Source organism: Chryseobacterium sp. Leaf180 (genome assembly GCF_001424585.1).
In the GTDB taxonomy this organism is placed as follows: Bacteria; Bacteroidota; Bacteroidia; order Flavobacteriales; family Weeksellaceae; genus Chryseobacterium.
Window position 1 is genome coordinate 784,081 of the sequence record NZ_LMPJ01000001.1, and the last position, 24,794, is coordinate 808,874.

15 protein-coding genes, 2 tRNA genes and 3 rRNA genes are annotated in these 24,794 nt (G+C 40.0%); all 20 read right to left on the reverse strand.

Annotated features, from left to right (window positions below):
* Positions 1-152 precede the first annotated feature (152 nt).
* Positions 153-560, reverse strand: coding sequence for a hypothetical protein (locus ASG01_RS03620; RefSeq protein ID WP_055860028.1), 408 nt, complete (start codon positions 558-560; stop codon positions 153-155).
* Positions 561-619: 59 nt separating this feature from the next.
* Complete coding sequence (locus ASG01_RS03625; protein ID WP_055860030.1) at positions 620-2,536, reverse strand: M1 family aminopeptidase; 1,917 nt, start codon at positions 2,534-2,536, stop codon at positions 620-622.
* 73 nt (positions 2,537-2,609) lie between these two features.
* On the reverse strand, positions 2,610-4,082 hold the full coding sequence (dacB, locus tag ASG01_RS03630; RefSeq protein ID WP_055860033.1) for a D-alanyl-D-alanine carboxypeptidase/D-alanyl-D-alanine-endopeptidase: 1,473 nt from the start codon (positions 4,080-4,082) through the stop codon (positions 2,610-2,612).
* Between the two features lie 161 nt (positions 4,083-4,243).
* Positions 4,244-6,691 carry a primosomal protein N' gene (priA, locus tag ASG01_RS03635; protein WP_055860037.1) on the reverse strand — a complete coding sequence of 816 codons (2,448 nt, stop codon included), beginning with the start codon at positions 6,689-6,691 and terminating at the stop codon, positions 4,244-4,246.
* Between the two features lie 340 nt (positions 6,692-7,031).
* Positions 7,032-7,139 (reverse strand): 5S ribosomal RNA (gene rrf / locus ASG01_RS03640).
* A gap of 203 nt (positions 7,140-7,342) precedes the next feature.
* Positions 7,343-10,110 (reverse strand): 23S ribosomal RNA (locus tag ASG01_RS03645).
* Between the two features lie 201 nt (positions 10,111-10,311).
* Positions 10,312-10,385 (reverse strand) — tRNA-Ala (locus ASG01_RS03650).
* Between the two features lie 81 nt (positions 10,386-10,466).
* Positions 10,467-10,540 (reverse strand) — tRNA-Ile (locus tag ASG01_RS03655).
* A 216-nt stretch (positions 10,541-10,756) separates the two neighbouring features.
* A 16S ribosomal RNA gene (locus ASG01_RS03660) occupies positions 10,757-12,274 on the reverse strand.
* Together the 16S, 23S and 5S rRNA genes with 2 tRNA genes alongside form the textbook arrangement of a ribosomal RNA operon.
* Positions 12,275-12,576: 302 nt before the next feature.
* On the reverse strand, positions 12,577-13,260 hold the full coding sequence (locus ASG01_RS03665; protein WP_055860040.1) for a hypothetical protein: 684 nt from the start codon (positions 13,258-13,260) through the stop codon (positions 12,577-12,579).
* Between the two features lie 4 nt (positions 13,261-13,264).
* The gene (gene rfbD / locus ASG01_RS03670; protein WP_055860043.1) at positions 13,265-14,128 is read right to left on the reverse strand and encodes a dTDP-4-dehydrorhamnose reductase; all 864 of its coding nucleotides are present in this window, start codon (positions 14,126-14,128) and stop codon (positions 13,265-13,267) included.
* Positions 14,125-14,610 (reverse strand): acyl-CoA thioesterase, encoded by a 486-nt coding sequence (locus tag ASG01_RS03675; RefSeq protein ID WP_055860052.1) that lies wholly within the window; start codon positions 14,608-14,610, stop codon positions 14,125-14,127. The genes rfbD and ASG01_RS03675 overlap by 4 nt, the downstream gene beginning before the upstream one ends.
* Positions 14,611-14,673: 63 nt before the next feature.
* Entirely contained in the window at positions 14,674-15,174 is a 501-nt protein-coding gene (locus ASG01_RS03680) for an OmpH family outer membrane protein (RefSeq protein ID WP_055860054.1), read from the reverse strand.
* Between the two features lie 82 nt (positions 15,175-15,256).
* Positions 15,257-15,805 (reverse strand): OmpH family outer membrane protein, encoded by a 549-nt coding sequence (locus ASG01_RS03685; protein WP_055860057.1) that lies wholly within the window; start codon positions 15,803-15,805, stop codon positions 15,257-15,259.
* Positions 15,806-15,813: 8 nt separating this feature from the next.
* The gene (locus ASG01_RS03690; RefSeq protein WP_055860060.1) at positions 15,814-18,363 is read right to left on the reverse strand and encodes an outer membrane protein assembly factor; all 2,550 of its coding nucleotides are present in this window, start codon (positions 18,361-18,363) and stop codon (positions 15,814-15,816) included.
* Positions 18,364-18,384: 21 nt separating this feature from the next.
* Positions 18,385-19,140, reverse strand: a complete 756-nt coding sequence (uppS, locus tag ASG01_RS03695; RefSeq protein ID WP_055860063.1) for a polyprenyl diphosphate synthase — start codon at positions 19,138-19,140, stop codon at positions 18,385-18,387.
* A gap of 2 nt (positions 19,141-19,142) precedes the next feature.
* Positions 19,143-20,015, reverse strand: a complete 873-nt coding sequence (locus tag ASG01_RS03700; protein ID WP_238584499.1) for a DUF6089 family protein — start codon at positions 20,013-20,015, stop codon at positions 19,143-19,145.
* A 238-nt stretch (positions 20,016-20,253) separates the two neighbouring features.
* Entirely contained in the window at positions 20,254-22,734 is a 2,481-nt protein-coding gene (locus ASG01_RS03705) for an exopolysaccharide transport family protein (RefSeq protein WP_055860068.1), read from the reverse strand.
* Entirely contained in the window at positions 22,734-23,597 is an 864-nt protein-coding gene (locus ASG01_RS03710) for a polysaccharide biosynthesis/export family protein (RefSeq protein ID WP_055860071.1), read from the reverse strand. Before ASG01_RS03710 ends, ASG01_RS03705 begins: the two co-directional genes overlap by 1 nt.
* A 31-nt stretch (positions 23,598-23,628) precedes the next feature.
* The gene (locus tag ASG01_RS03715) at positions 23,629-24,759 is read right to left on the reverse strand and encodes a glycosyltransferase family 4 protein (RefSeq protein WP_055862142.1); all 1,131 of its coding nucleotides are present in this window, start codon (positions 24,757-24,759) and stop codon (positions 23,629-23,631) included.
* Positions 24,760-24,794 lie beyond the last annotated feature (35 nt).

Consider the following 24,794-nt stretch of genomic DNA (forward strand, 5'->3'; position numbering starts at 1 on the left):
GCGCTAATTTAATAAAAACACATTAAACAAAAGATGTTTCATGATCTTTATTGATGTAAATTATGCCTCGTTTTTTAAAGTCTTTTTTAAGAATAATAAAAAATAGCTTTCACAGAATGAAAGCTTTAGGTTTAAGATTTAGGACTATTTAATTACTTCCCGTCATATTTTTTGTAAATCACGCCCTGTACAGATTTTATTCTGGCAGTACATTCGTCGGAAATTAATGTCATGATCAGATTATCACCTACCGTTTCGTACTTATATTTTCCGGTAGATCCATTATTACAAGGTGTTCCTCCCGACTTTTTAACCAAAGTAATTTCGCCGTTACTTACAGTGTAGCTCATGTTCTCAATAACTTTACTTCCTACGAAAACATCCAGTTTATCTGAAGAAAACTTCAGAACTACCTCAGTTTCTTCCGGAATTTTTGCCATCCCGACCCACTGAGTATCCGATAAAGGATTGCTGGATTTTTTAGATTCACAAGATATTAGATCCAGCATCAATACAGTGATAACAATCAGTCTTAAATAGAATAATTTTGAGATTTTCATAAGTTTAAATTATTTGTTTAAAACAAATATACACTGAAAATCAATATGATGAATATTTTTTATTCTTTAACAAATTTGAAATCTGAATTTGCTATTTTCAAAAAGAAAACGCCTTTCGTTAAAAATGAGATTTCAATTTTCTTATCCGTTTTTCCCTGTTTTACCAATCTTCCGTCTGCACTGTAAATCTGATAATCGGTTTCTCTTTTTAAACCCGAAACAAACAATTCATTTCTCGCCGGATTTGGATAAATACTAAAAACCTCTTTTACCGTTTCTGCAGTACTTAAAGTTGCATCCTGCGCAACTGTAGAGTTTTTTTCGATGATCTGATAATCGTAATTAAACTGCACACTTGCCACCGGAAAAGTCACCGCTTCTGTAAAATACTGATTATTGAAAGTGTTATTTAAGGCTAAAAAAGCTACCTGACCACTGGTTCCAATTACTTTTATTGGCAATGGCATTTCATAAAAATTTACGGAAGGATTGCTTTGCGTTTGAGAAGCTTTAAAAGTGATAAAGTTCCCCACCTGTTTCCATTTGATAGTATATGACGGATAACCCTGACCGTAAATCCAGTCATTAAAAAATTCGGTAAAATCTTTTCCGGTTGACTGTAGTAAAGATGCATTCAGATCTGAAGTTCTCACGTAATTGTAAGCCAACGCGGGCCGTGTATGATAATCTTTAAGCGCCTGATAAAAAACTGTATCGCCTAAAATCCATTTAATCATTCTCAGAACATATCCACCTTTTGAGTACGACAAACGACCGTTGAAAATCGCATTAACACTATTCAGATTGCTGTCTGCAACATACACACTGCCGCCGGTAGCACTTGTAATATAATCTTTTTCGCCCTGAAGATAAGTTAAAAAATCAGCATTCGACATAATGAGTTTTTCGTTCGCGACATGTTCTCCGAAAGTCGCAAAACCTTCATTCAGCCAAATATCATTCCATGCGCCGCAGGTAACTTTGTCACCAAACCATTGATGTGCAAGTTCGTGCGCAACTAACTGTTTGCTCCAGCCGCCCATTGAGGACATTGTCTGATGTTCCATTCCTCCACCAAACTGAAACTCCATATGACCGTACTTTTCATTTCTGAAAGGATAGAGTCCAAAATAGGTTTCAAAAGTATTCATCACCGTTTTCGTCCATTCAATATTCGCCATGCTTGTTGCGTTGCCGGTTGTTGAAGGATAAACATAATTAATAAAAGGGAAAGGCGGACTTCCCATTGTGTCTGTTAGTTTTGTGTAATTGGTAATTCCTAAAGCAATCAGATACGCTGCTGTCGGATACATTGTACGCCAGAAAGTACGCTTCTGTCCGCTGGGCAGAATCGTTTCAGACATCAGTTTGCCATTGGATGCGACATTATATTGCGCAGGCGTCGTGACTTTAATATCAAATCTTTCGATTTTATCATTCAGACTTTGCTTCGTCGGAAACCAATCCTGCGCACCGTAAGGTTCATTTAAAGTTGATAAAAGCGGAATTCCACTTTGCAATGTGGTCGAAAAAGAGTTGTACGTGGTGGGCGGTGCTCCCGCGTAATTGATCGTTAAAGAATCGAGCGTATTAGCTGGAAGCGCGGTAGCAAAATCAATTTTAATTTCTTTAGTTGTAAGCTGCTGAAAAGCCAGATTTTGCCCATGAAACTGCACCGAAAAAACAGAAAGTGCATTCGCAAGATCAAAATAAATACTATTCATGGCCTGCAGAGGTTTGAAATGCGAAGTTACCGAACCGGAAATATTATACACTGCCGGATCAAGCGTCACATCCATCCGCTGATACTGAAGATCATAGTTTGAAGTGTTCGGATTGATGTTGCCAACTGCCATTTTCTGCGCAAAAGATTTCATCTCTTTTGCCATCAGGCCCTTCATTTCAACGTTGTTTTGCTGCGCAAAAAGGTTTGAAAATGCCAGCAAACTCATGCCGAGAATAAATATTTTTTTCATCGTTTTGTAAAGGATTAAAGATAAAAAAAACCTTTCAATCTGAGATTAAAAGGTTTCCTTTACTGTATTTTATTTAAAGATCGAGCGCCGGCTGAATGAGTTTTTCCATTCTGCCTTTTACCTGATCTACTGAACCTGCATAATTATTTACCAATAAAGAAAAAACCAATGTTCTTCCTGAATTTGTTTTGATATAACCTGCAAGCGCTTTTACTTTGTTTAAAGTTCCTGTTTTTGCGAAAACCTGTCCATTGCCCTGACCGTTGAACATTCTTTTCAGCGTTCCGCTCTGTCCTCCAACCGGAAGCGAATCGAAATACGTTTTGTAATAATTTTTGTTCATCAGCGAAGTCAGATATTTTACCTGAGAAATCGGTGTTACCGTATTGCTTCTTGAAAGTCCGCTTCCATCCATGTAATTTAAACCTTCTACGTCAAAAGCGACATCTCGTAAGTGATCATTTACTACAATTCTTCCGGTTTGTGGCGTCTGATCGCCACCTTTGTGGAAACCAACGGTTTTCAGCAAAGCTTCAGCAAGTCCGTTATCACTGTGCTGATTTGTGTAATGTACTATGTCGGCAAGCGTCGGAGATTTGTATGATGCAACAATCTTTTTACTTTCAGGAGCAGCATCTGTCATTTTAGGTAAAACTTTTCCCGTGATCGAGATTCCGCTTTTCAGCATCGTTGCTCTCAAATTATTCGCAAGATAAGTGGGTGCGTCCGGAAGTTTAGTTAAAAGTTTTCCGTCACCTTCGTAGGAATCTGCATAAACGGGCTGCTTTGTGTATGGCGAAACATAGAAATATCTTTTGTCGGCGGCGGCTGTCATGCTGTTTTTCTTCACAACCAATTTTTCATTCATCGGATTAATATCCTTCGTTGAACCAGCCGGGAGATAATAATTTGCCTGCTCCAGCCAGACTATATTTTCCGGCAGTCTCGAGATATTGCTCTTATATAAACCTGTTTGGATGAAAATATCTCCGTTAATCTTCTTAATGCCTTCTCTGTTTAAACCTGCAATAAAATCAGTGATAATTTCGCGGTAAGACCATGCGCCGGCTTTATTGGTTCCCAGCGATGGATCGCCGCTTCCTATTAAATAAAGATTTCCGTTCAAAACTCCATTTTCTTCAACCGTCCCGGAATAATCGAGCTCGGTCATCCAACGGTAATTTTCACCTAAAAGATGCAAGGCAGTTTCCGTTGTGAGTAGTTTCGTGGTCGAGGCCGGCACCAGCGGCATATTTTCGTTGTAAGACGAAATAATTTTATTCGTCTTTGGATCGTAGATGACAAAACCCCAAGATGCGTTTTTCAGCACAGGATCGGTCATCATCGTGTTTACGTTTACATCTACAAGCTCTTTTGGAGAAAGAAACACCTTTTCTGCGATCGCGACCGGAGAAGGAAGGTTGAGTGCACTTTTCTGATTTTCGTAACTCTGAGAATAAAGAACTGCAGAAACGGGTACCTGTGAGAGGAAAAATCCTGAAGCAAGAACCGTAAAACCTGAAATATATTTTCTAAAATTTACCATCAATTTTGTGAGATTTGTTACTGTTAGGATTGTGTCAAAATCTGATAGTTAAGTTTCAGTCTGCAAATCCAAACATATTAGCAACGCACAAATGTATAGAATATTGCAAAACACGCAGCAACAAGAGATGATAAAGTAATTTAAAAAGCTGTTAAACTTTGTTAAAAATCTACAAAAATATTTTTTTTAATACTTTGATATGCAGTTATTTCTTCGAATTCATTAAGACTTGTCAATACCAAATCTTTATATTTTGAGTAATTTTTGCCTCTCGGAAGTTTTAATAAAATCTGAAACTGATACAGATTATTCAGTTTCGCAATCTGCGATCTTTCCGGTCCTAGAATACATTCTTCCGGCAGATATTTCCGCAGAACAGATCCTAAAAACTGTGACGCGCGATTTACTTTATCATCCTTCCGGTGTTTTAATTCTATTAAAATTAATTTGGTGAAAGGCGGATAAAAAAACCGCTGACGCTCCGTCAGAAAATATTTATAAATCTTCGCAGGATTATTTAATTTAATGAGTTGAAAAACAGAATGCTCAGGGTTAAAAGTCTGAATCAGAATTTTTCCTTTCCCCGAGACTCTTCCTGCACGTCCGGAAACCTGCGTTATCAGTTGATAAGCGCGTTCTTCAGCCCTAAAATCCTGCACATAAAGCATAGAATCTGCCTTTGGAATCGCAACGAGTTCGATGTGATCAAAATCCAAACCTTTGGAAATCATCTGCGTACCAACTACAATATCAGTTTCTCGGTTTTCAATTTTTTCGTAAAGCTTTTCATACGCAAATTTCTTCCGCATAGAATCTACATCCATCCGATCAACCGTAGCTTCCGGAAAAATCTTGGAAGTTTCTTCATGAATCTGCTCTACGCCGACGCCTCTCTCGTTGAGATTCTCAGAATGACATTTCGGACAGATTTTGGGTTTTGCCGCCCGCTGACCGCAATAATGGCATTTCATTTCGTTTGCCGCTTTATGAAACGTCAAAACAACATCGCAGTTTGAGCAGTAATGCACATATCCGCAAGTCTCACACTCTACGACACTCGCATAACCACGGCGGTTGTGCAAGATCATTGTCTGATTTTTATCCTCTAATGTTTTCCGGATTTCCTCAATTAATGTCAGTGAAAAATTTCCGGTTACTTTTTTAGAATCCTGTGCTTCTTTAAAATTGATGATTGAGAACTCCGGCAAATTAACATTTCCAAAGCGTTCATTTAATGATATGTAAGCAAGTTTTCCTTTTTTAGCCAAATAATAACTTTCGACAGAAGGTGTTGCAGAACCCAATATTACATTTGCTTTATAGAAATATGCAAGCATTAAAGCCGCATCCCGACCATTAAAAAACGGCGAAACTTCTTTTGGCCTGTATGCGCTGTCGTGCTCTTCATCAACAACGATTAATCCAAGATTTTTAAACGGAAGGAATAATGCGTTTCGGGTACCGATAAGAACTTTTATCTCGTTGTTTTTAACGCGCCTCCAAACTTCAACTTTTTCAAAATCAGTTAGTTTCTGATGATAAAAACCAAGCTGTCGGCCATATTTTTTTTCCAGCCTAAGAATAATCTGTTTGGTAAGCGAAATCTCCGGAAGCAGGAAAAGCGTATTTTTATCCTTCTGGAAACATTCTTCAATCTTATCGAGATAAACATGCGTTTTGCCGGAAGACGTAACTCCGTGAATAAGCGCATTTTTATTATTTTCAAATGCTTCATCAATTTCTTGTAAAGCTTTTTTCTGGCTTTCTGAAAGTTCATCCAGATTCTCTGTTTCGCCTTCATAATAAGTTAAACGGTCTGTTTCCAACTTATATTCCGCGACAAAACCTTTATCGACCAACGCTTTAAGATGAGACGGCGCAAAAATATTTTCGGCAAGCAGATCAGATTTTTTAATAAAACTTTCCGGATCTTCGGTTTGTTTGTGAAGTATGTAAAGAAACAGTTCTTTCTGTTTTGCGGCGCGGACTAAACTTGATAAAATCTCAGAAAAATTTGTACTGTTCAGTAAATTATCTTCTATCTTAATGTATGATATTTCTTTCGCTTTATATTTTTCAGTAATCTTTTCATCCACTTCGATATATTGCAAATCGAGAAGAGACCGCACTGTTTTTATTATATCCTTCTTTGGAATAAATGCTTCGACATCGGTAAGATTGATCAATTGACGAACTTCTAAAGCCTGAATAAGATACATTTCGTGAACATCAAGATTCTCAAAATTAATATCAGCCAGTGGTTTTAGTTTTAAATAGGTTTCACTTTCGAGTTTTAAAGAAGCCGGAAAGGCAAAACGGTAAATCTCACCGATATTGCAGAGATAATAGCTGGAAAGCCATTGCCAAAAAGCAAGCTGCTTATCAGGCAGAATCTGCGAATCATCTAAAACGCCGATGATATCTTTTGCGATAAAATTTTCGGGTGCATGATTACTGATCTCACAGACTATCGCAGTATATATTTTTTTCCCACCAAACGGAACCAAAACACGCATGCCCAATCCAATTTTATCTCTAAACTCTTCCTGAATTTTATAGGTAAATGTTCCTTTAATGTTGAGCGGTAAAATAACTTGTGCGAAAGACAATGGGCAGTATTTACTGTAAAAATAGTGTATAAAACAATAAAAAGCAAGAATGCAACATTGTACTTTTACAATCCAAAAAATATATAAATCAAACAAAGTTATTTTTCTATTTGAATTGTAAGTCTTGTCAAATTATATTTCTCACTTGTCACTTACGGTTTCAAAACTATTTTCTCATATGTACTAGTTTCTTAACTACATGTCACAAAAAAACTCCTTCATWTTTTGATGAAGGAGTTATTGGAATAAAAAAAGACTGGCGGCGACCTACTCTCCCGCTTTCGCAGTACCATTGGCGCTGGTGGGCTTAACTTCTGTGTTCGGAATKGGAATAAAAAAAGACTGGCGGCGACCTACTCTCCCGCTTTCGCAGTACCATTGGCGCTGGTGGGCTTAACTTCTGTGTTCGGAATGGGAACAGGTGAGCCCCACCGCTAAAACCACCCTAAAGGTTGTATATAAGATATCAGAGGGGAGATATCAGATTCAGATCTTAAGTCTGTTATCTGATGTCTTGTATCCGACATCTGTTTTAATCGATAAAAACGTTCACAAAGACAAAACCTTTTTTGCACTTACAAGGCTTGATATAAATAATGTTGATGATTATATATGATTACTCATTACTGATCACCCATTACTTATGTAATAGGCTATAAATCTACGGGTAATTAGTACTACTCGGCTATGACATTACTGTCTTTACACCTGTAGCCTATCAACGTTGTCATCTCCAACGACCCTTAAAAGATGTCTCATCTTGAGGCGAGTTTCACACTTATATGCTTTCAGTGTTTATCTCTTCCAAACGTAGCTACTCAGCGGTGCACCTGGCGGTACAACTGATACACCAGAGGTTTGTTCAATTCGGTCCTCTCGTACTAGAATCAAGCCCTCTCAAACATCTAACGCCCGCAATAGATAGAGACCGAACTGTCTCACGACGTTCTGAACCCAGCTCGCGTGCCACTTTAATGGGCGAACAGCCCAACCCTTGGGACCTTCTCCAGCCCCAGGATGTGACGAGCCGACATCGAGGTGCCGAACCTCCCCGTCGATGTGAGCTCTTGGGGGAGACTAGCCTGTTATCCCCGGAGTACCTTTTATCCTATGAGCGATGGCCCTTCCATACGGAACCACCGGATCACTATGTCCTGCTTTCGCACCTGATCGACTTGTAGGTCTCACAGTCAAGCACCCTTATGCCATTACACTCTACGCACGGTTACCAAGCGTGCTGAGGGTACCTTTGAAAGCCTCCGTTACTCTTTTGGAGGCGACCACCCCAGTCAAACTACCCACCACGCAATGTCCTTGATTTCTCAAGTTAGGCTCCAAGTAAGTAAAGGGTGGTATTTCAACGTCGACTCCACAAACACTGGCGTGCCTGCTTCAAAGTCTCCCACCTATCCTACACATTACTTACTCAAAGTCAATACGAAGTTATAGTAAAGGTTCACAGGGTCTTTTCGTCCCATTGCGGGTAATCGGCATCTTCACCGATACTACAATTTCACCGAGCTCGTGGCTGAGACAGTGCCCAGATCGTTACACCATTCGTGCAGGTCGGAACTTACCCGACAAGGAATTTCGCTACCTTAGGACCGTTATAGTTACGGCCGCCGTTTACTGGGGCTTCAGTCAAACGCTTCGCATTGCTGCTAACGCCCTTCCTTAACCTTCCAGCACCGGGCAGGTGTCAGACCCTATACAGCATCTTTCGATTTAGCAGAGTCCTGTGTTTTTGATAAACAGTCGCCTGGGCCTCTTCACTGCGGCCTCTATTGCTAGAGGCGTCTCTTCTTCCGAAGTTACGAGACTATTTTGCCTAGTTCCTTAGCCACGACTCACTCGAGCACCTTAGGATTCTCTCCTCGACTACCTGTGTCGGTTTTGGTACGGGTTGCTTCACTTCGGCTTTTCTTGGAATCTATTTCCTTACAGCAACTTCGCCCGAAGGCTAGGTCTTGACTATTCCGTCAGTCTCCAGTAAGTACGTAAATCCGTCCCCTTTTTAGTGTGAGCAAGTATGGGAGTATTAACCCATTGTCCATCCACTACCCCTTTCGGGTTCGCGTTAGGTCCCGACTAACCCTCAGCTGATTAGCATGGCTGAGGAAACCTTAGTCTTTCGGTGAGGGGGTTTCTCGCCCCCTTTATCGTTACTTATGCCTACATTTTCTTTTCTGTACGCTCCACAAGATCTCACGACCCTGCTTCTGTGCAAACAGAATGCTCCCCTACCAGATACAGTCCCTTGACTGTAAATCCATAGCTTCGGTAATATGTTTATGCCCGATTATTATCCATGCCGGACCGCTCGACTAGTGAGCTGTTACGCACTCTTTAAATGAATGGCTGCTTCCAAGCCAACATCCTAGCTGTCAATGCAGTCCAACCGCGTTGCTTCAACTTAACATATATTTGGGGACCTTAGCTGTTGGTCTGGGTTCTTTCCCTCTCGGACACGGACCTTAGCACCCGCGCCCTCACTGCCGTGGAACATTTATTAGCATTCGGAGTTTGTCAGGAATTGGTAGGATTTGACTCCCCCGCATCCAATCAGTAGCTCTACCTCTAATAAACTTATACACGACGCTGCACCTAAATGCATTTCGGGGAGTACGAGCTATCTCCCAGTTTGATTGGCCTTTCACCCCTACCCACAGGTCATCCGAAGACTTTTCAACGTCAACCGGTTCGGTCCTCCACTTTGTGTTACCAAAGCTTCAACCTGCCCATGGGTAGATCACAAGGTTTCGCGTCTAATACTACTAACTAAGCGCCCTATTCAGACTCGCTTTCGCTCCGGCTCCGGACCTGAAGTCCTTAACCTCGCTAGTAACATTAACTCGTAGGCTCATTATGCAAAAGGCACGCCGTCACCCAACTTGTGGGCTCCGACCGCTTGTAGGCGTACGGTTTCAGGTTCTATTTCACCCTTCTATTCGAAGTGCTTTTCACCTTTCCTTCACAGTACTTGTTCACTATCGGTCTTTCAGGAGTATTTAGCCTTGGAGGATGGTCCCCCCATATTCAGACAGGATTTCACGTGTCCCGCCCTACTCATTTATCATCTATGTATACCTTTCGAATACCGGGCTATCACCGTCTATGGCTGTTCTTTCCAGAACATTCTTCTAAATATATAAAGACTTTTGGGCTAATCCGCGTTCGCTCGCCACTACTTACGGAATCTCTTCGATTTCTTTTCCTCAGGGTACTTAGATGTTTCAGTTCTCCTGGTTTGCTCTCTAAATAAATTTAGAGTAATACATCTTCAATGTATTGGGTTGCCCCATTCGGACATCTCGGGATCAATTCGTGTGTGCCAATCCCCCGAGCTTTTCGCAGCTTACCACGTCCTTCTTCGCCTCTGAAAGCCTAGGCATCCGCCATACGCCCTTAACGATTTCTTTCCTATTTTTAGGTTACTCAAGCACTTATAAGTGCTCGGTTTTCTCTTTGTGATGTCTTTACCGTTAATGTCAATGATCTCTTTTCTTGTAATTAAATAATCCGCAAAACGTACTAATGACGGCTCCGTCACTATGTAGTATACATCCTGCTTAAATTATCATCATACATCATACCGCCTACTTCCGTAAACCGTACAACTGTGGAGAATAAGGGAGTCGAACCCTTGACCTCCTGCGTGCAAGGCAGGCGCTCTAGCCAGCTGAGCTAATTCCCCTCTAGTCGCTTCCAGCTTATGGCTTCTTGCTATTGGCTAAATGCCAGCAGCTAAAAGCTATTTGCCATCCGCCTTAATTAGTAGTCTCGGGCAGGCTCGAACTGCCGACCTCTACATTATCAGTGTAGCGCTCTAACCAGCTGAGCTACGAGACTTTGTTTAGATGTTAGATTTTAGACACCAGAGGTCAGACTAATTCCAACTTCTAATTCCTAACTTCTTTTTCTAAATCTCTTATCCCTTATACTAATCTCTAGTGGGTGTATTTTATATAATATAGCAACCAAATAAAAAAACTAAAACGTATTCTTTAAAATAAGTCCAATGTGTGTCCGAAAACACTTGTTTGTTTATCGTCTTAAGACGCTCTAAAATGAGATGTTCCAGCCGCACCTTCCGGTACGGCTACCTTGTTACGACTTAGCCCTAGTTACCTGTTTTACCCTAGGCAGCTCCTGTTACGGTCACCGACTTCAGGTACCCCAGACTTCCATGGCTTGACGGGCGGTGTGTACAAGGCCCGGGAACGTATTCACCGCGCCATGGCTGATGCGCGATTACTAGCGATTCCAGCTTCATAGAGTCGAGTTGCAGACTCCAATCCGAACTGAGACCAGCTTTCGAGATTCGCATCCAGTCGCCTGGTAGCTGCCCTCTGTACTGGCCATTGTATTACGTGTGTGGCCCAAGGCGTAAGGGCCGTGATGATTTGACGTCATCCCCACCTTCCTCTCTACTTGCGTAGGCAGTCTCACTAGAGTCCTCAACTTAATGTTAGCAACTAGTGACAGGGGTTGCGCTCGTTGCAGGACTTAACCTAACACCTCACGGCACGAGCTGACGACAACCATGCAGCACCTTGAAAATTGTCCGAAGAAAAGTCTATCTCTAAACCTGTCAATTCCCATTTAAGCCTTGGTAAGGTTCCTCGCGTATCATCGAATTAAACCACATAATCCACCGCTTGTGCGGGCCCCCGTCAATTCCTTTGAGTTTCATTCTTGCGAACGTACTCCCCAGGTGGCTAACTTATCACTTTCGCTTAGTCTCTGAAGCGCTAGGCCCCAAAAACGAGTTAGCATCGTTTACGGCGTGGACTACCAGGGTATCTAATCCTGTTCGCTCCCCACGCTTTCGTCCATCAGCGTCAGTTAAGACATAGTGACCTGCCTTCGCAATTGGTGTTCTAAGTAATATCTATGCATTTCACCGCTACACTACTTATTCCAGCCACTTCTACCTTACTCAAGACCCGCAGTATCAACGGCAGTTTCACAGTTAAGCTGTGAGATTTCACCACTGACTTACGAGTCCGCCTACGGACCCTTTAAACCCAATAAATCCGGATAACGCTCGCACCCTCCGTATTACCGCGGCTGCTGGCACGGAGTTAGCCGGTGCTTATTCGTACAGTACCTTCAGCTACCCTCACGAGAGTAGGTTTATCCCTGTACAAAAGAAGTTTACAACCCATAGGGCCGTCGTCCTTCACGCGGGATGGCTGGATCAGGCGCTAACCCATTGTCCAATATTCCTCACTGCTGCCTCCCGTAGGAGTCTGGTCCGTGTCTCAGTACCAGTGTGGGGGATCACCCTCTCAGGCCCCCTAAAGATCATCGACTTGGTGAGCCGTTACCTCACCAACTATCTAATCTTGCGCGTGCCCATCTCTATCCGCCGAAGCTTTCAATATCTAATGATGCCATCAAATATATTATGGGGTATTAATCTTCCTTTCGAAAGGCTATCCCCCTGATAAAGGCAGGTTGCACACGTGTTCCGCACCCGTACGCCGCTCTCAAGATTCCGAAGAATCTCTACCGCTCGGCTTGCATGTGTTAGGCCTCCCGCTAGCGTTCATCCTGAGCCAGGATCAAACTCTCCATTGTATGTTGTGTCTGTCCCTACCTCAAAGAAATTAACGTCTTAGTTTTTTTCCTTACTTGGTTGTATATCTATGTTTCAATGATCTTCTATTCTCTTCGCTTTTTAACATCGCTTACTCTGTCAGTGTCGCTCCGTATTTGCGAGTGCAAAAGTAAAACTTTATTCCTAAACTACCAAATGTTTTTCTGAAAAAATTTCCCTTCATCAATGAAAGCAAATCCATACCCAAAACATCCAATCCCTAAATAAAAAAGATAACAACTTCATAATGCCAATTCCAAATATATTTAACATAAAATATCAGCTAAAACGTTAAAGGCTTATAAATCAACTTTAAAAATTCTCCGAAAGATTTTTCAAGGCCTGTAATGTCACCAGATTTAATGTGAAGTGTACCATCATTGTTGTTCGCTCCGCCTATTTTTCCACCTGATATCAGGTAATATTGTCCTTCTCCATCCACATTTTTTTTAACTCTAATTGTAGATCCCAATAATTTTTTAGTAGAAACAACATACGTCATCCCTTCATCCATCTTGATTTTTACAAAAGATCTAGGCTGTAAAATAAAATCTTTTTCATTAATTCTTATTTTCTGGTCATTCGATGAACCCGCAAATAAATAAAGATTTTCATCCGCGTTTATAAAATTTTCCTTCGACAAGAAATATACACCGAGTTTATAATGCTGAGGATCGAGCGGTTTTTCTATATTATCTATCGACTCGAATGGCTTGTAGGCAATTGCATTTCCTCCAATTTCTTTCGCTTTTTTATAAATAGCAGAAAAAACTGCGGCGTCATCCGAAGAATAACCCTGAACTTCGATCTCGCCAAGATATTCTGCTTTAGAAATATCTGTTGAAGAAATTGAATATAAAAATTTGTCTGCGCTGTCTTTGGTTTTCTCAATTTTATTTAAATAAATATTCTGAGCAAAGAAGGTCTGAACAAGAAAAAACGCCACTATCGAAAATAAACTTTTCATAGCGCTATGATTTAAGAATTTCGATACAATCTTCCAAGCTGTTTTCCCAATGCTTTGGCTCAATCTGATAAGAATTTTCGATTTTATCCAGACACATCGTACTTCTTTTCGGACGTTTCGCAGGCGTCGGATACTGCTCAGTCGTCAGCGAATTAAGTTTCACTGAAGATTTTGAAAACTCAGCAATCTTTTCGGCAAAATGAAACCAAGTCGTTTCCGGATAATTGGAAAAATGGAAAACACCAAATTCCTTTTCTGGAGATTCAATAATTTCCATAATCGCTTCACCAAGATCGTTTGCATTCGTTGGCTGTCCATATTGATCGCCCACGATTCCAAGCTCGTCTTTCTGCGAAAAAAGATTCAGCATGGTTTTCACAAAGTTTTTATTAAACTCAGAGTATAGCCAGGAAGTTCGCAGAATTACCGTTTTCGGATTGGCATCTATCGCACGCTCCTCACCTGCGAGTTTCGATTCACCGTAAACTCCTATTGGATTCGTAAAATCGTCTTCAGAATAATCGAGATTGGTATCACCATCGAAAACATAATCTGTCGACACATGAATAAAAACTGCCTCATGATCTGCACATGCCTTAGCAAGATTTTCAACACCATCTGCGTTTACAGCAAAAGCTTTCTCTTTTTCCTGCTCGGCGAGATCTACCGCTGTGTACGCGGAAGCATTGATGCAAAAGTCTGGTTTTTCTTCGGCAAAGAAATTAGTCACAAAATTGTCATCTGTAATATCTAAAGTTTTTGAATCTGTAAAAACAAATTCATAATCGAGTTCGAAACTTGGAGCAATTTTTTTGATGCAATTGCCAAGCTGACCGTTGCTGCCAGTTACTATAATTTTTTTCTTCATGAGTTTTTTGCATTTTGTGACCGTAAATACTTCACTCGGCTCTGGAAATCTTTCTGTTCGAGACTGATATAAAACTGCCCAAAAGCATCTTTAATATCTTGCGGATGAACCTCGCTGCGGCGCGTATTCACATTAAAATAAATAACCGTAACCCACAAAACCGCATGAATTGTTTTCTCGTCTAAACTCTTCATAAGAATTTCGACTTTCGAGGTACGGTCCTGAATTTCGATGGTTTTACTGCTGATGATGACCTGTGTGTTGTAGCGTACTTCTCTCAGATATGCAATTTCGTTTTGAATTGCAATCCACGTGCAGCCGGTTCTTTCTCTATATTCTTCGTAGGTAAAACCATAGTATGTTTCTACGTGATCTTCGCGGGCATTAAACATGTAATCGAGATATTTCACATTATTTAAATGACCGATCGGGTCGCAGTCGCTGAAACGCACTTTTACCTTGGTGGCAACTTCTTTTTCCATAGCACAAAAATAAAAAACCACTTCGAAATGAAGTGGCTGTTTTTATAATCTTTTAATATAAAATTAAAGACCTAATTCTTTTTTCACTGCAGCTGTCGCATCGGGACCTCCTTTGTACACGATTGATGTAGAATTTGCATCCATGATGTAATCGTATCCGTTTGCTTTAGCAGCTTTGTTCACCGCATCATTAAGCTTCTTTTCGATAGGCTCGTAAGCAGCATCCTGTTTAGCCTGGAAATCTTTCTGAGCTTTTTCCTGCATTTGCTTGATCTCAGTTCCTAATTTTTCCATTTCAGCCTCTCTCGCTTTATTCTCGTCAGCAGTTTTCTTTGATGCTTCTGTTTGATATTGCTGAAATTTTGCTTGTGCAGCGTCTGCTTTTTTCTTGATTTCAGCTTGTTTTGCATCAGCAAAAGCTGTTAATTCTGCATCAGCTTTCTTTTTTTCTGGCATTGCTGTAAGTACACCTACAACATCTAAAGTAGCTATTTTTTGAGCTTTTGCTGTACCGAATGATACAACCATCATTACTGCTGCAAATAATACACTTAATTTTTTCATAACTGGTAATAAATAATTTAAATTAATTTGTTTTTAGATGATAAAAAAAGATGAAGGTTAATTCTCTTTTCTATAAACTCTATTATTTTTTCTTTTCCGATTTTTTTCCGGAATCTGTTCCCTTCATTAAAACATCCAAAACTTTGTCTGTGTAATCGAATCTTTTCTGAAGAAAAATCACACTTACGCCGTTGCTTTTGTCTATTACGATACCAAGACCGTTTTTCTCAGACATTGTTTTTATAGCCGTCCAGATTTGATCCTGAAAAGGTTGCACCAAGGTCTCGCGAAGTTTGCTGATCTCACCGGTTGAGCCAAAACGTAAACTCAAAGTAGTTTTCACGTTTTTATCAAGATCCATCACCTCTTTTTCACGAAGTTTGAGCTGATCTCCTACCAAAAGTACTTTTTCACTCTCGAAAGCTGATCTTTTTCGGTCGAGCTCAGACTGCAGACTCTGCAGCTCATTTTGCCACGTATCGATCTGCGAATTGAGTCTCGCTTCGGCCTCTTTATACTGAGGCATCATATTTAAAATATATTCGGTATCTACAACACCTATCTTCTGCGCATTTGCGAAACCACAAGACAAAAGTACTACAAATGTGAAAATTATTTTAAATTTTTTCATAAATTTTATTATAAAGATTGGTTCATTAAGAAATGCGTTTTCCAACCGGAAGGCTCTGTGCCCGTTACTGTGCGGTCGAATCCGTACGCAAAATCAAATCCAATAAGACCAAATGCACCCATGTAAACTCTTACCCCAACACCTACTGAACGCTTCAGCTGGAAAGGATTGTAAGTTCCCCAGGAGTTCCAAACGTTACCGCCTTCTGCAAAAGTAAGCGCGTAAATCTTTGCTGTCTGGCTCATTGAAATCGGATATCTTAACTCTAACGTAAATCTATTGTAAATAGTACCTCCACCTCGTGGCGTAATATCATCTGGCTCACCACCAGACTGCGAAGCATTCTCGTAACCTCTCAACGGAATAAGTTCTCTACCGTCAAATCGGCCACCAAATAAACCTACACCACCTACATAAAATCTTTCAAATGGCGGCGCTCCCAAAACTTTGTTGTAGCCATCCATGAAGCCCATTTCAGCAGATGATCTCAGAACTAATTTTCCAAGAACTTCGTTGTAAACATCTGCTTTAAACTTAATTTTATAGAACTCAAGCCACTTGTATTTTTCAGTCGGAGAAAGTGTCGAATAATCTCTCGTTTTGAATAAAGAATACGGCGGCGTGAATTTTCCTGAAAGTTCAATGTTTGAACCAGTTGTCGGGAAAATCGGGTCAATACCAGCGGAGTTTCTGCTGATCCCAACGTTTAACGAAAGGTTATTAGAGTTTCCGTAATATTCCTGTGTGTTTCCGAATTCAAAAGGATAATTTTTAAAATTATAATTCTGATACTGAATTCCTGTATAAAGCGAGAAATAACTGTCTGGCCAGCTCAGCTGTCTGTTTAAACCAACAGTTGCCGAAATGATATTCAATTTTGAAGGCTCTGTACTTACCTGTGTGATCGAAGAATTATATCTTACCAACGAGTTGTTTACACTCACAGAAAGTGCGGTCGGCCTTTTCCCGAAAATCCATGGCTCTACAAAAGAGATCCCGTAATTCTGGAAAAACTGCCCGGCCTGCGCCTGTACAGATAAAGTCTGCCCGTCACCTTGTGGCACCGGTCTGAAATCTTTAAACTTCAGGAAATTCTTAAGCGAGAAGTTATTGAACGTCACGCCAAGTGTTCCGATGAAACTGTTTCCACCATAGCCAGCCTGAAGCTGAATCTGTGACGAACCTTTTTCTACCAAGCCCCACTTCACATCTACAGTATTATCCTGCGCATCTGGCTGAATATCATATTTGATTTGCTGAGGATCGAAAAACGACATCCCAGCAAGATCATAAAATGTTCTTTTAATATCAGATTTAGCGAAAAGTTCGCCTGGTCTTGTTCTTAAAGCACGCAATACTACGTGATCGTGAGTCGTGGTATTCCCGTCCCACGTTACGCGATTCCAGGTTGCCTGCTCACCTTCTGTAATTCTGATTTCAAGATTAATTCTGTCTCCGTTTACCGATTTTTCTACCGGTACTACTGTGGAGAATAAATATCCGTTGTTCATGTAGATCGACTTGATATCAGAATCATCTTCTTTACCGCCGTCTTCACCAACTTTTTTATTGAAACCTACTGCATCATAAATATCTCCGGTTTTGTAACCCAGTTTGCGTTCAAGATAATCGGTCGGATACACCGTATTTCCTGTAAACGTAATATCTCCGATGTAGTATTTTTTACCTTCGCTAAGTTTTACGTTGATTTCGTAATTGTTCTTTTTGTTTCTCCAAACAGAATCAGAAACAATTTGAGCATCACGGTAGCCGAGCGAGTTATAATAATTAATCAGGTTTTGCTTGTCTTCCTGATATTTCGCCTGAATAAATTTCGAAGGTTTCAGAATTCCGCCGATGCTCAGTCTCTTCTGCTTCGTTTCTTTGAAACCATTTTTTCTGAGTTTTTTGTCGGTTACGTTCTCGTTTCCTTCAAACTCAATATGGCTGATTTTTACTTTTTTACCTTTTTCTACCTCGATTGTCCAGTCTACCAACGCAGGATCGTTCAGGTTTGGCTTTTCCTGAATATTGATCTTCGCATCAGCAAAACCTTTTTTGATATAATCTTGAGGCACTTTAGTTTTTAAACTTGAAACCAAACTTTGGGTAATCTTCGTGCCCGGCTTCAGATTATTGTCTTTCGCCAGTTTTTCGTTTTTAGATTTCCCAATGCCTTTTCCGGTGAATTTTACTTCACCAAGTTCTTTCAGATCCTGAAGATAAAATTTCAGAACGACCGATTTTCCCTCTACACTCTCTACATAAACTTCTACTTCAGAAAAAGACTGCGTATCCCAAAGTTTTTTGATTCCGTTGCTGATTTTCTGCCCGGGAATATCTACCACTTCGCCTTTCATAAGGCCGGTAAAACGCAGAATCTGTGCGGGTGTATATCTTTTAACGCCATCTACCACTATGTCTTTCAAAACATAAGTTTCCTGCGGAGTCTCTGCCAGTACGCTGGTATTTACCTTTGTGCTGTCTTGAGGCGTTACTTGTCCATAAAAATGTGCAGAGGCTGCAAACATAATAATGGGTAATAGTCTAAACTTCATTGTATCGTAGTCTTTCTTTTTCTAAAATTTGCTGGATGTGATTTGATCTCCGGTAAGGCCGTATCTTCTTTCTTTGCTTTGATAGTTTACAATGCACTGGAAGAAAATATCTTTGGTGAAATCTGGCCAGAGTATATCTAAAAACTGCAATTCTGCGTAGGCAATCTGCCAAAGAAGAAAATTGCTGATTCTCGTCTCGCCACTCGTGCGGATGAGCAGATCAACCGGTGGAAAATTTTTGGTATATAAATAGCTTTCAAAAAGCTGCTCGTTAATATTTTCAATTTCTAAATTCCCGTTTTTTACATCATTACTGATGTTTTTTACGGCATTGATAATCTCATCCTGCGAGCCGTAGCTTATGGCAAGCACAAGATTTCCTCTGGTATTATCTTTGGTAAGATCCATCACATGCTGGAGCTGCTCTTTTACGATCGGCGCAAGACGGTCTAAATTACCGATGACATGAAGCCTGAGACCTTTGCTGAAGATACTTTCGGTTTCTTCCACAAGTGTTTCTGTAAGCAAGCTCATGAGCGTACTTACTTCATCAGAAGGCCGTTTCCAGTTTTCAGACGAAAAAGTATAAAGGGTAAGATAAGGAATGTCTACTTCATTGCATGCATTAATTGCATTTCGTACAGCATGTAGTGCATTTTTGTGACCGAATGTTCTTTCCTCGCCCCGAGATTTTGCCCATCTTCCGTTACCATCCATAATGATTGCAACGTGTTTCGGTAATTTCTCAGGATCTATTTTTTCTTTTATCAACGACATATTTAATCTTCACAATAGCACGGCGGTCTTCCGAAAGAATAGGTCAATCCTATACTGAATGTATTCAGCCAGTCGCGGGATTCTAAATCACCTACACTTCTACTTCCGACCAATCCACGCTCTCTTTCTTTAGCCACTATAAAATAGTTTCCTGTTTCCAGAAGCGAACCTCCGGTAGTCGGGCTTATGATATCTCCGTTGTAGCTAGAAATGACATCTTTAGCCAAGATCTTGCTGTAATCCAGCTGATCGGTAAAAGTGTATCTGAATGTAGCTTCCGCGAAAATAGCCCAGCCGTAATTAAATTTATATTTCAGTCCCAAACCAAAAGGAATGTTCACTGCTGTTTTTGTTCCCAGAGAATATACAGGTGTCGATATGAAATCCTGCTCATTAATCGGAGCCTGCGCCACACCGTCAGCATTTCTTCTGAAGTCGTGCTTAATCGTTGCTTTCGGAGCATCATACATCAAACCGCCGATACCTGTAAAAATGTACGGACTTACCATACCTCTTTTCTGCTCGTTATTAACCGGGAAAAAATTATATTCGAAAACCAAACTGGCTTCGTAGATATTGTTTTTACCGAAAGAATTACGGTTTCTTCTGTACTCTTCTTTTGCAGATTTATCGCTAAACTGCACCTGATTGTAACCAACGTCTAATCTTACAGTCTGATAAGGATTAAAATTAAATCGGTACAATAACCCACCATAAAAAGGAACACCCAATTCTGAAGCACGGTTTAAATCCAAAGGCTGCTGAAGAATATAGTTGGTTTTCCCGATATCACCTATTAGATTGCTCATCCCCAAACGAACTCCCACTTCATTTCTCTGTGCTTTCATCCCTACCACAGTACCGAGGATAGTCATGAAGCTAAACAATAATTTTTTATTCATAGAAGAATATGGATTTATGGTTATTTTAAATTTTAATTTTTGCAAATATAAAACAAATTTATATTACTGATAATCTTAATGCTTCGTTAAAAATAAACAAAAAAGCATAATTAGTTATAAAGTAAACGGCAAACTTCAGATTTTATTCTTTTTTCGTCAGCGGCAGGCTTTCATAAAATCAGCAAACCCTCATCAGATGAGGGCTGCAAGATTATTTACTGTTGAAAATACTTCGTAGTTTATTTCTAAATCTGATGATTAAAGGCTCTTTGTAGTTTTTATCTTCATCGAAGTAGCCGTAACCATATCCGTAGCCATAACCGTAACCGTAGCCCTGCTTCGTGTTGTAATCATTATACACTAGACCAAGATGCTGTATTTCGTTGTTGTGATACTTCTCGGTAATCATTTTCAGCATGTATTTTTCGGTGTACTCATGACGCACGACGTATATGTTAGCATCAGAATATTTCATCAGATCATAAGAATCGGCAACAAGACCAACTGGCGGTGAATCGATAATGATAAAATCGTAAATCTTCTTCAGCTCCATAATGAAGCGGATGTTCTTCTCGCTCATCAATAATTCTGAAGGATTTGGCGGAATCGGTCCTGAAGTCGCCACATCAAGATTTGGGATATTCGTTTTATTAATAATCTGCTCAATGGCTACTTCACCCGTCAGATAATTTGAAATCCCGTATTTATTATCAATTTTAAAATCACCAAAAATCTTTGGCTTTCTTAAGTCCATACCCAGCAAAATAGTTTTCTTGTCACTTAAACCTAAAACAGAAGATAAATTGATCGAGACGTAGGTTTTACCTTCTCCACCCACAGATGACGTCACTAGAATTACCTTGCTTCCGTCATTCTCATTAGCCAGAAAACGCATATTGGCGCGTATTCCACGGAAAGCCTCTGAAACTGAAGACTTTGGCTGGTCAATAACCGTCCGCATACTTTCGTGACTGTTATTCCCGATCACACCCAGCAGCGGAATTCTTGTCGCGGCAAGCAGCTCTTTGATATTTCTGATTTTATTATCAAGCAAACCACCGATTAAAATGAAAGCAAGCGGCAACAAAAGCATTCCACCCATGATCGCGGCTTTTGTACCTTTTACATTCGGCCCGATTGGTCCCTGTCCTAGATTTTTCGCAGGATCGATCACCGTAATATCCGACTGATTGGTCGCCATTCGCATCTGGCTTTCATTCTGCCGCCCAAGCAAACTGTTGTAGGTTGCTTCAATCATATTATAACCTCTTTCTGCATCGAGGTATCGGCGCTGTTTTTCAGGATAAGTCAAAAGATCAGAATTTGATTCTGCAATTTCCTGATCGATTCTGTTCAGCTGATTGCTGTAAACTGTGTACACATTTCGCAGTGAACCGGTAGAATTCATTTTTGCATCATTGATGAGACGGTTGATTTCCTTCATCGGCTCAGAATTCGGCGTATAAATCGACGCCAGTTCTCTTCTTTTCAGATATAAAGCTTTCAATTCTGAAACAGACGCAGAAAACATTCCGTCTTCAAAACCTGCTGCAGACGGATTAATCATTCTGTCGAAATTCTGCGTTTCCACCGAGTTTCTGATGTTGCTCAGCGAGCTCATTTTGCTTACGATATCGGCTTTTTTGGCTTCCAGATCTTTTATTTTCGAAATTGATTTCTCGTCGCGGTCTTTAATATCGTACAGCTTTTCTGTGGTTTTCAGATAATTGATGAAATTAGCGCTTGAGTCGAGTTTTTTACGGACCTCAGCAAGATTTTCGCGGAGATATTTTGCCGTGTTTTTGTCACCGGTTATTTTATCGTTGAACCTCTTTTTCTGCAATTCTTCAACAGACTTATTCAGAAAATTCACTGTAGAATTCAGGTTAAAACCTTTTTTGCTGATAATCATGATCGAATTGATTTCTTTATCAAAATCAATGTTGATCGATGATATAATATCGTTTACACTTTGGTTTACAGTGTAAAGACTTACGATAATATTATCAAGTTTAATATCCGGCTTTACAGGATTTGGCAACAACCGGAATCTAAGATTCGGTGCATTGTACCATTCATTCAGACGGATTGTTTTATTGGCAGGTTTTGCATAACTCGGCACATTCTGATAACCTTCGTAGACGAAAGAGTAAAGACTGGTGGTGTGACCTTCTTCCGGAAAAACAATTTCGTAGGTGTCTTTGCCTTTCGGCACAATCGTGATCGGATAATTAACCTGCTGAAGATGTTTTTTATCGATTTCTAAAAATACCGGCGAATCATTTTTATCTAAAAAAGTAGATTTTACAAAGCCTTTCGTCTGATAATTGGTAAAAAGATTGAGCTCTTTCACCAAAAATTCGTTGTGCGTACGCGAAAGCAAAACCTTTTTCAAATAGACTCCATCCTGATTTCCGCCCTGTCCCCAAATGAAATTGATCGACTGGTTTGGTGTAAAATAACTCGATGTATTATTGGAAACACTCAGAGAAAGATTGGAAGAGTAGATATTCTGCGCATAATATTTACCGTAAACATACGCCGCTGCATAACCGATGGTGAGCATCAGAACAAACCAATACCAATTTCTGAGAATTCTTCTTAAAAAATGCTCGATATCAAACACAGCGAAAGACCCGAATTTATCTTTCTGAGCTTCATTTTTGTCGGCAGTATCTTTTGCGGGAATCATTAGTTAAGATTTTTGATAAGTAGATAAATCGACAAAGCTGTAGTAATCACAGAAACTCCGCTGATGATCGTCTGTACAGGATCTTTACCGAAACCATTAAGGCTTCTTCCGCGGGTAGTAAGCAAAATTTCGTCGCCGTTCTGTACATAAAAGTAAGGCGAATTCATCACATCTTCGCGGGTAAGATCGATTTTGGCCACTTTTATTCCTTCGGGATATTTTCTGTGAATCACGATATTTTTCCGGTCAATAGTTCTGTTTAACCCGCCGTTTATCGAGATCGCTTCGGTAAGGGTGAGTGTGTTTTTGTAAGCCACTTTTTCACCAGTCATTCCCGTCGTTTCCACATCGCCAAGAACGGTGTAGCGAATTCCGTCTGTATTTAAACGGACTTCAGATTTTCCTTCCTGAAAATTTTCATTTACTTTATTCTGAATTTCCTGGCTGATATCTTCTAAAGTTCTTCCTTCCGCTTTAATAAAACCAATTCCAAAGACATTAATATCACCTTTAGTATCGATTTTTAAACCATTGAAATAGAAAATCGCATTTCCACCAACTGTGCCTGAAGAACTTCCCCCGGTTGCTAACGGGTTTACTGCTGCACCGCCGCCAGATCCGCCTGAAGTATTGATTGATGAATAAAACTGTGCGGCATCTCCTTTTGGCGTCGTCACAATATTCAGGTTAAGAATATCATTTTTCGTTACTCGGTACACCGGGATATTATAAGGAATCAAACCTTCTTCATTGATTACAAGGCTTTCGCTCGGCTGCATATATTTTACGTCTTTTGGCGCGATACAGGCCGAAAGCAAAAAAACAAAGGCAAAAAAGAAGATATATTTTGAGAGTTTCATCATTTTTATTAATATGGTTTGCAAAAATAAAAATTTAATTATTAGTTTTTAATTTATTATTACGCTGCCAGAAAATATAATCCGGAAGGTACGCGCCGAAGAATCCCATGATGAGGATCACCAGCAGAAGTACGTTTACATTAATATGACGCAGGAAATAAGTGACTGCGATAATCAAAAGGTAATACGAAATAATATAAAAAGTCGATCTGCGGTGCGTAAGATTCAGGCGCAGAAGTTTGTGGTGTATGTGATTTTTATCCGCTTCAAAGGGTGATTTTTTATTCCAGAGACGAACGAGAATGACGTTTAAAGTATCAATAATCGGTAAAATTAAAATTGCTACAGCAATCACCGGCGCAGATTTAAGATGATACCTCGGTACATCAGGGAGTTTTTTATCAATGAAAATATCAATGAAACAGATGCATGTGAACGCCAGCAAAAAGCCCAAAAGCATTGATCCAGTATCGCCCATAAAAACTTTTATCATACGGTAATGCGATAGATTATAGTACAAAAACGCAAGCACCGAGCCGATAATTACCGCCGAAAGCACGACTAACGGATAATTATATTCGCCTAAACGGTAATAACTGATGCCAAAAAGTGCACTGCAGATCAGAGAATATCCGCCTGCCAAACCATCTATTCCGTCGATAAGATTGAAAGCATTGATTAAAATAATGAATGTGACAATCGAGAAAACGACACTCACAAAATAATTAATTTCATTAATCCCAAAAAGACCGAACAGACTTCGGATTCTGATATCGGACCCGATGACAATTAAAGCTGAGACAATAATCTGGGCCACCAGCTTTTTATAAGCGCGCATCACCACAATATCATCCATTACACCGATGTACAGCAGGATTATAAGTGATGCAAAAAGAAATTTATACAGTTCGAAAAGCTCGTAGGCAAAAATAGAAGTACAGATTCCGATGGAATAAAAAATGGCAATTCCGCCAAGATTCGGGATTTTCCGAAGGTGAGAACTGCGGCTTCCCGGCTCATCCATCAGATTTTTTCGTCGCGAAATTTTATTGATCGTAGGAATCGAGTAAAAAGTGATGAGAAAAGAGAAGATAAAACCACACGCCATTTTTACATAAAAAAAATGGATTCCAAACTGGTTGATAAACAATTCTAAACTCTTCATCCCGTAGATTAAAGGTTTTGTGCCGATGTCTGAAT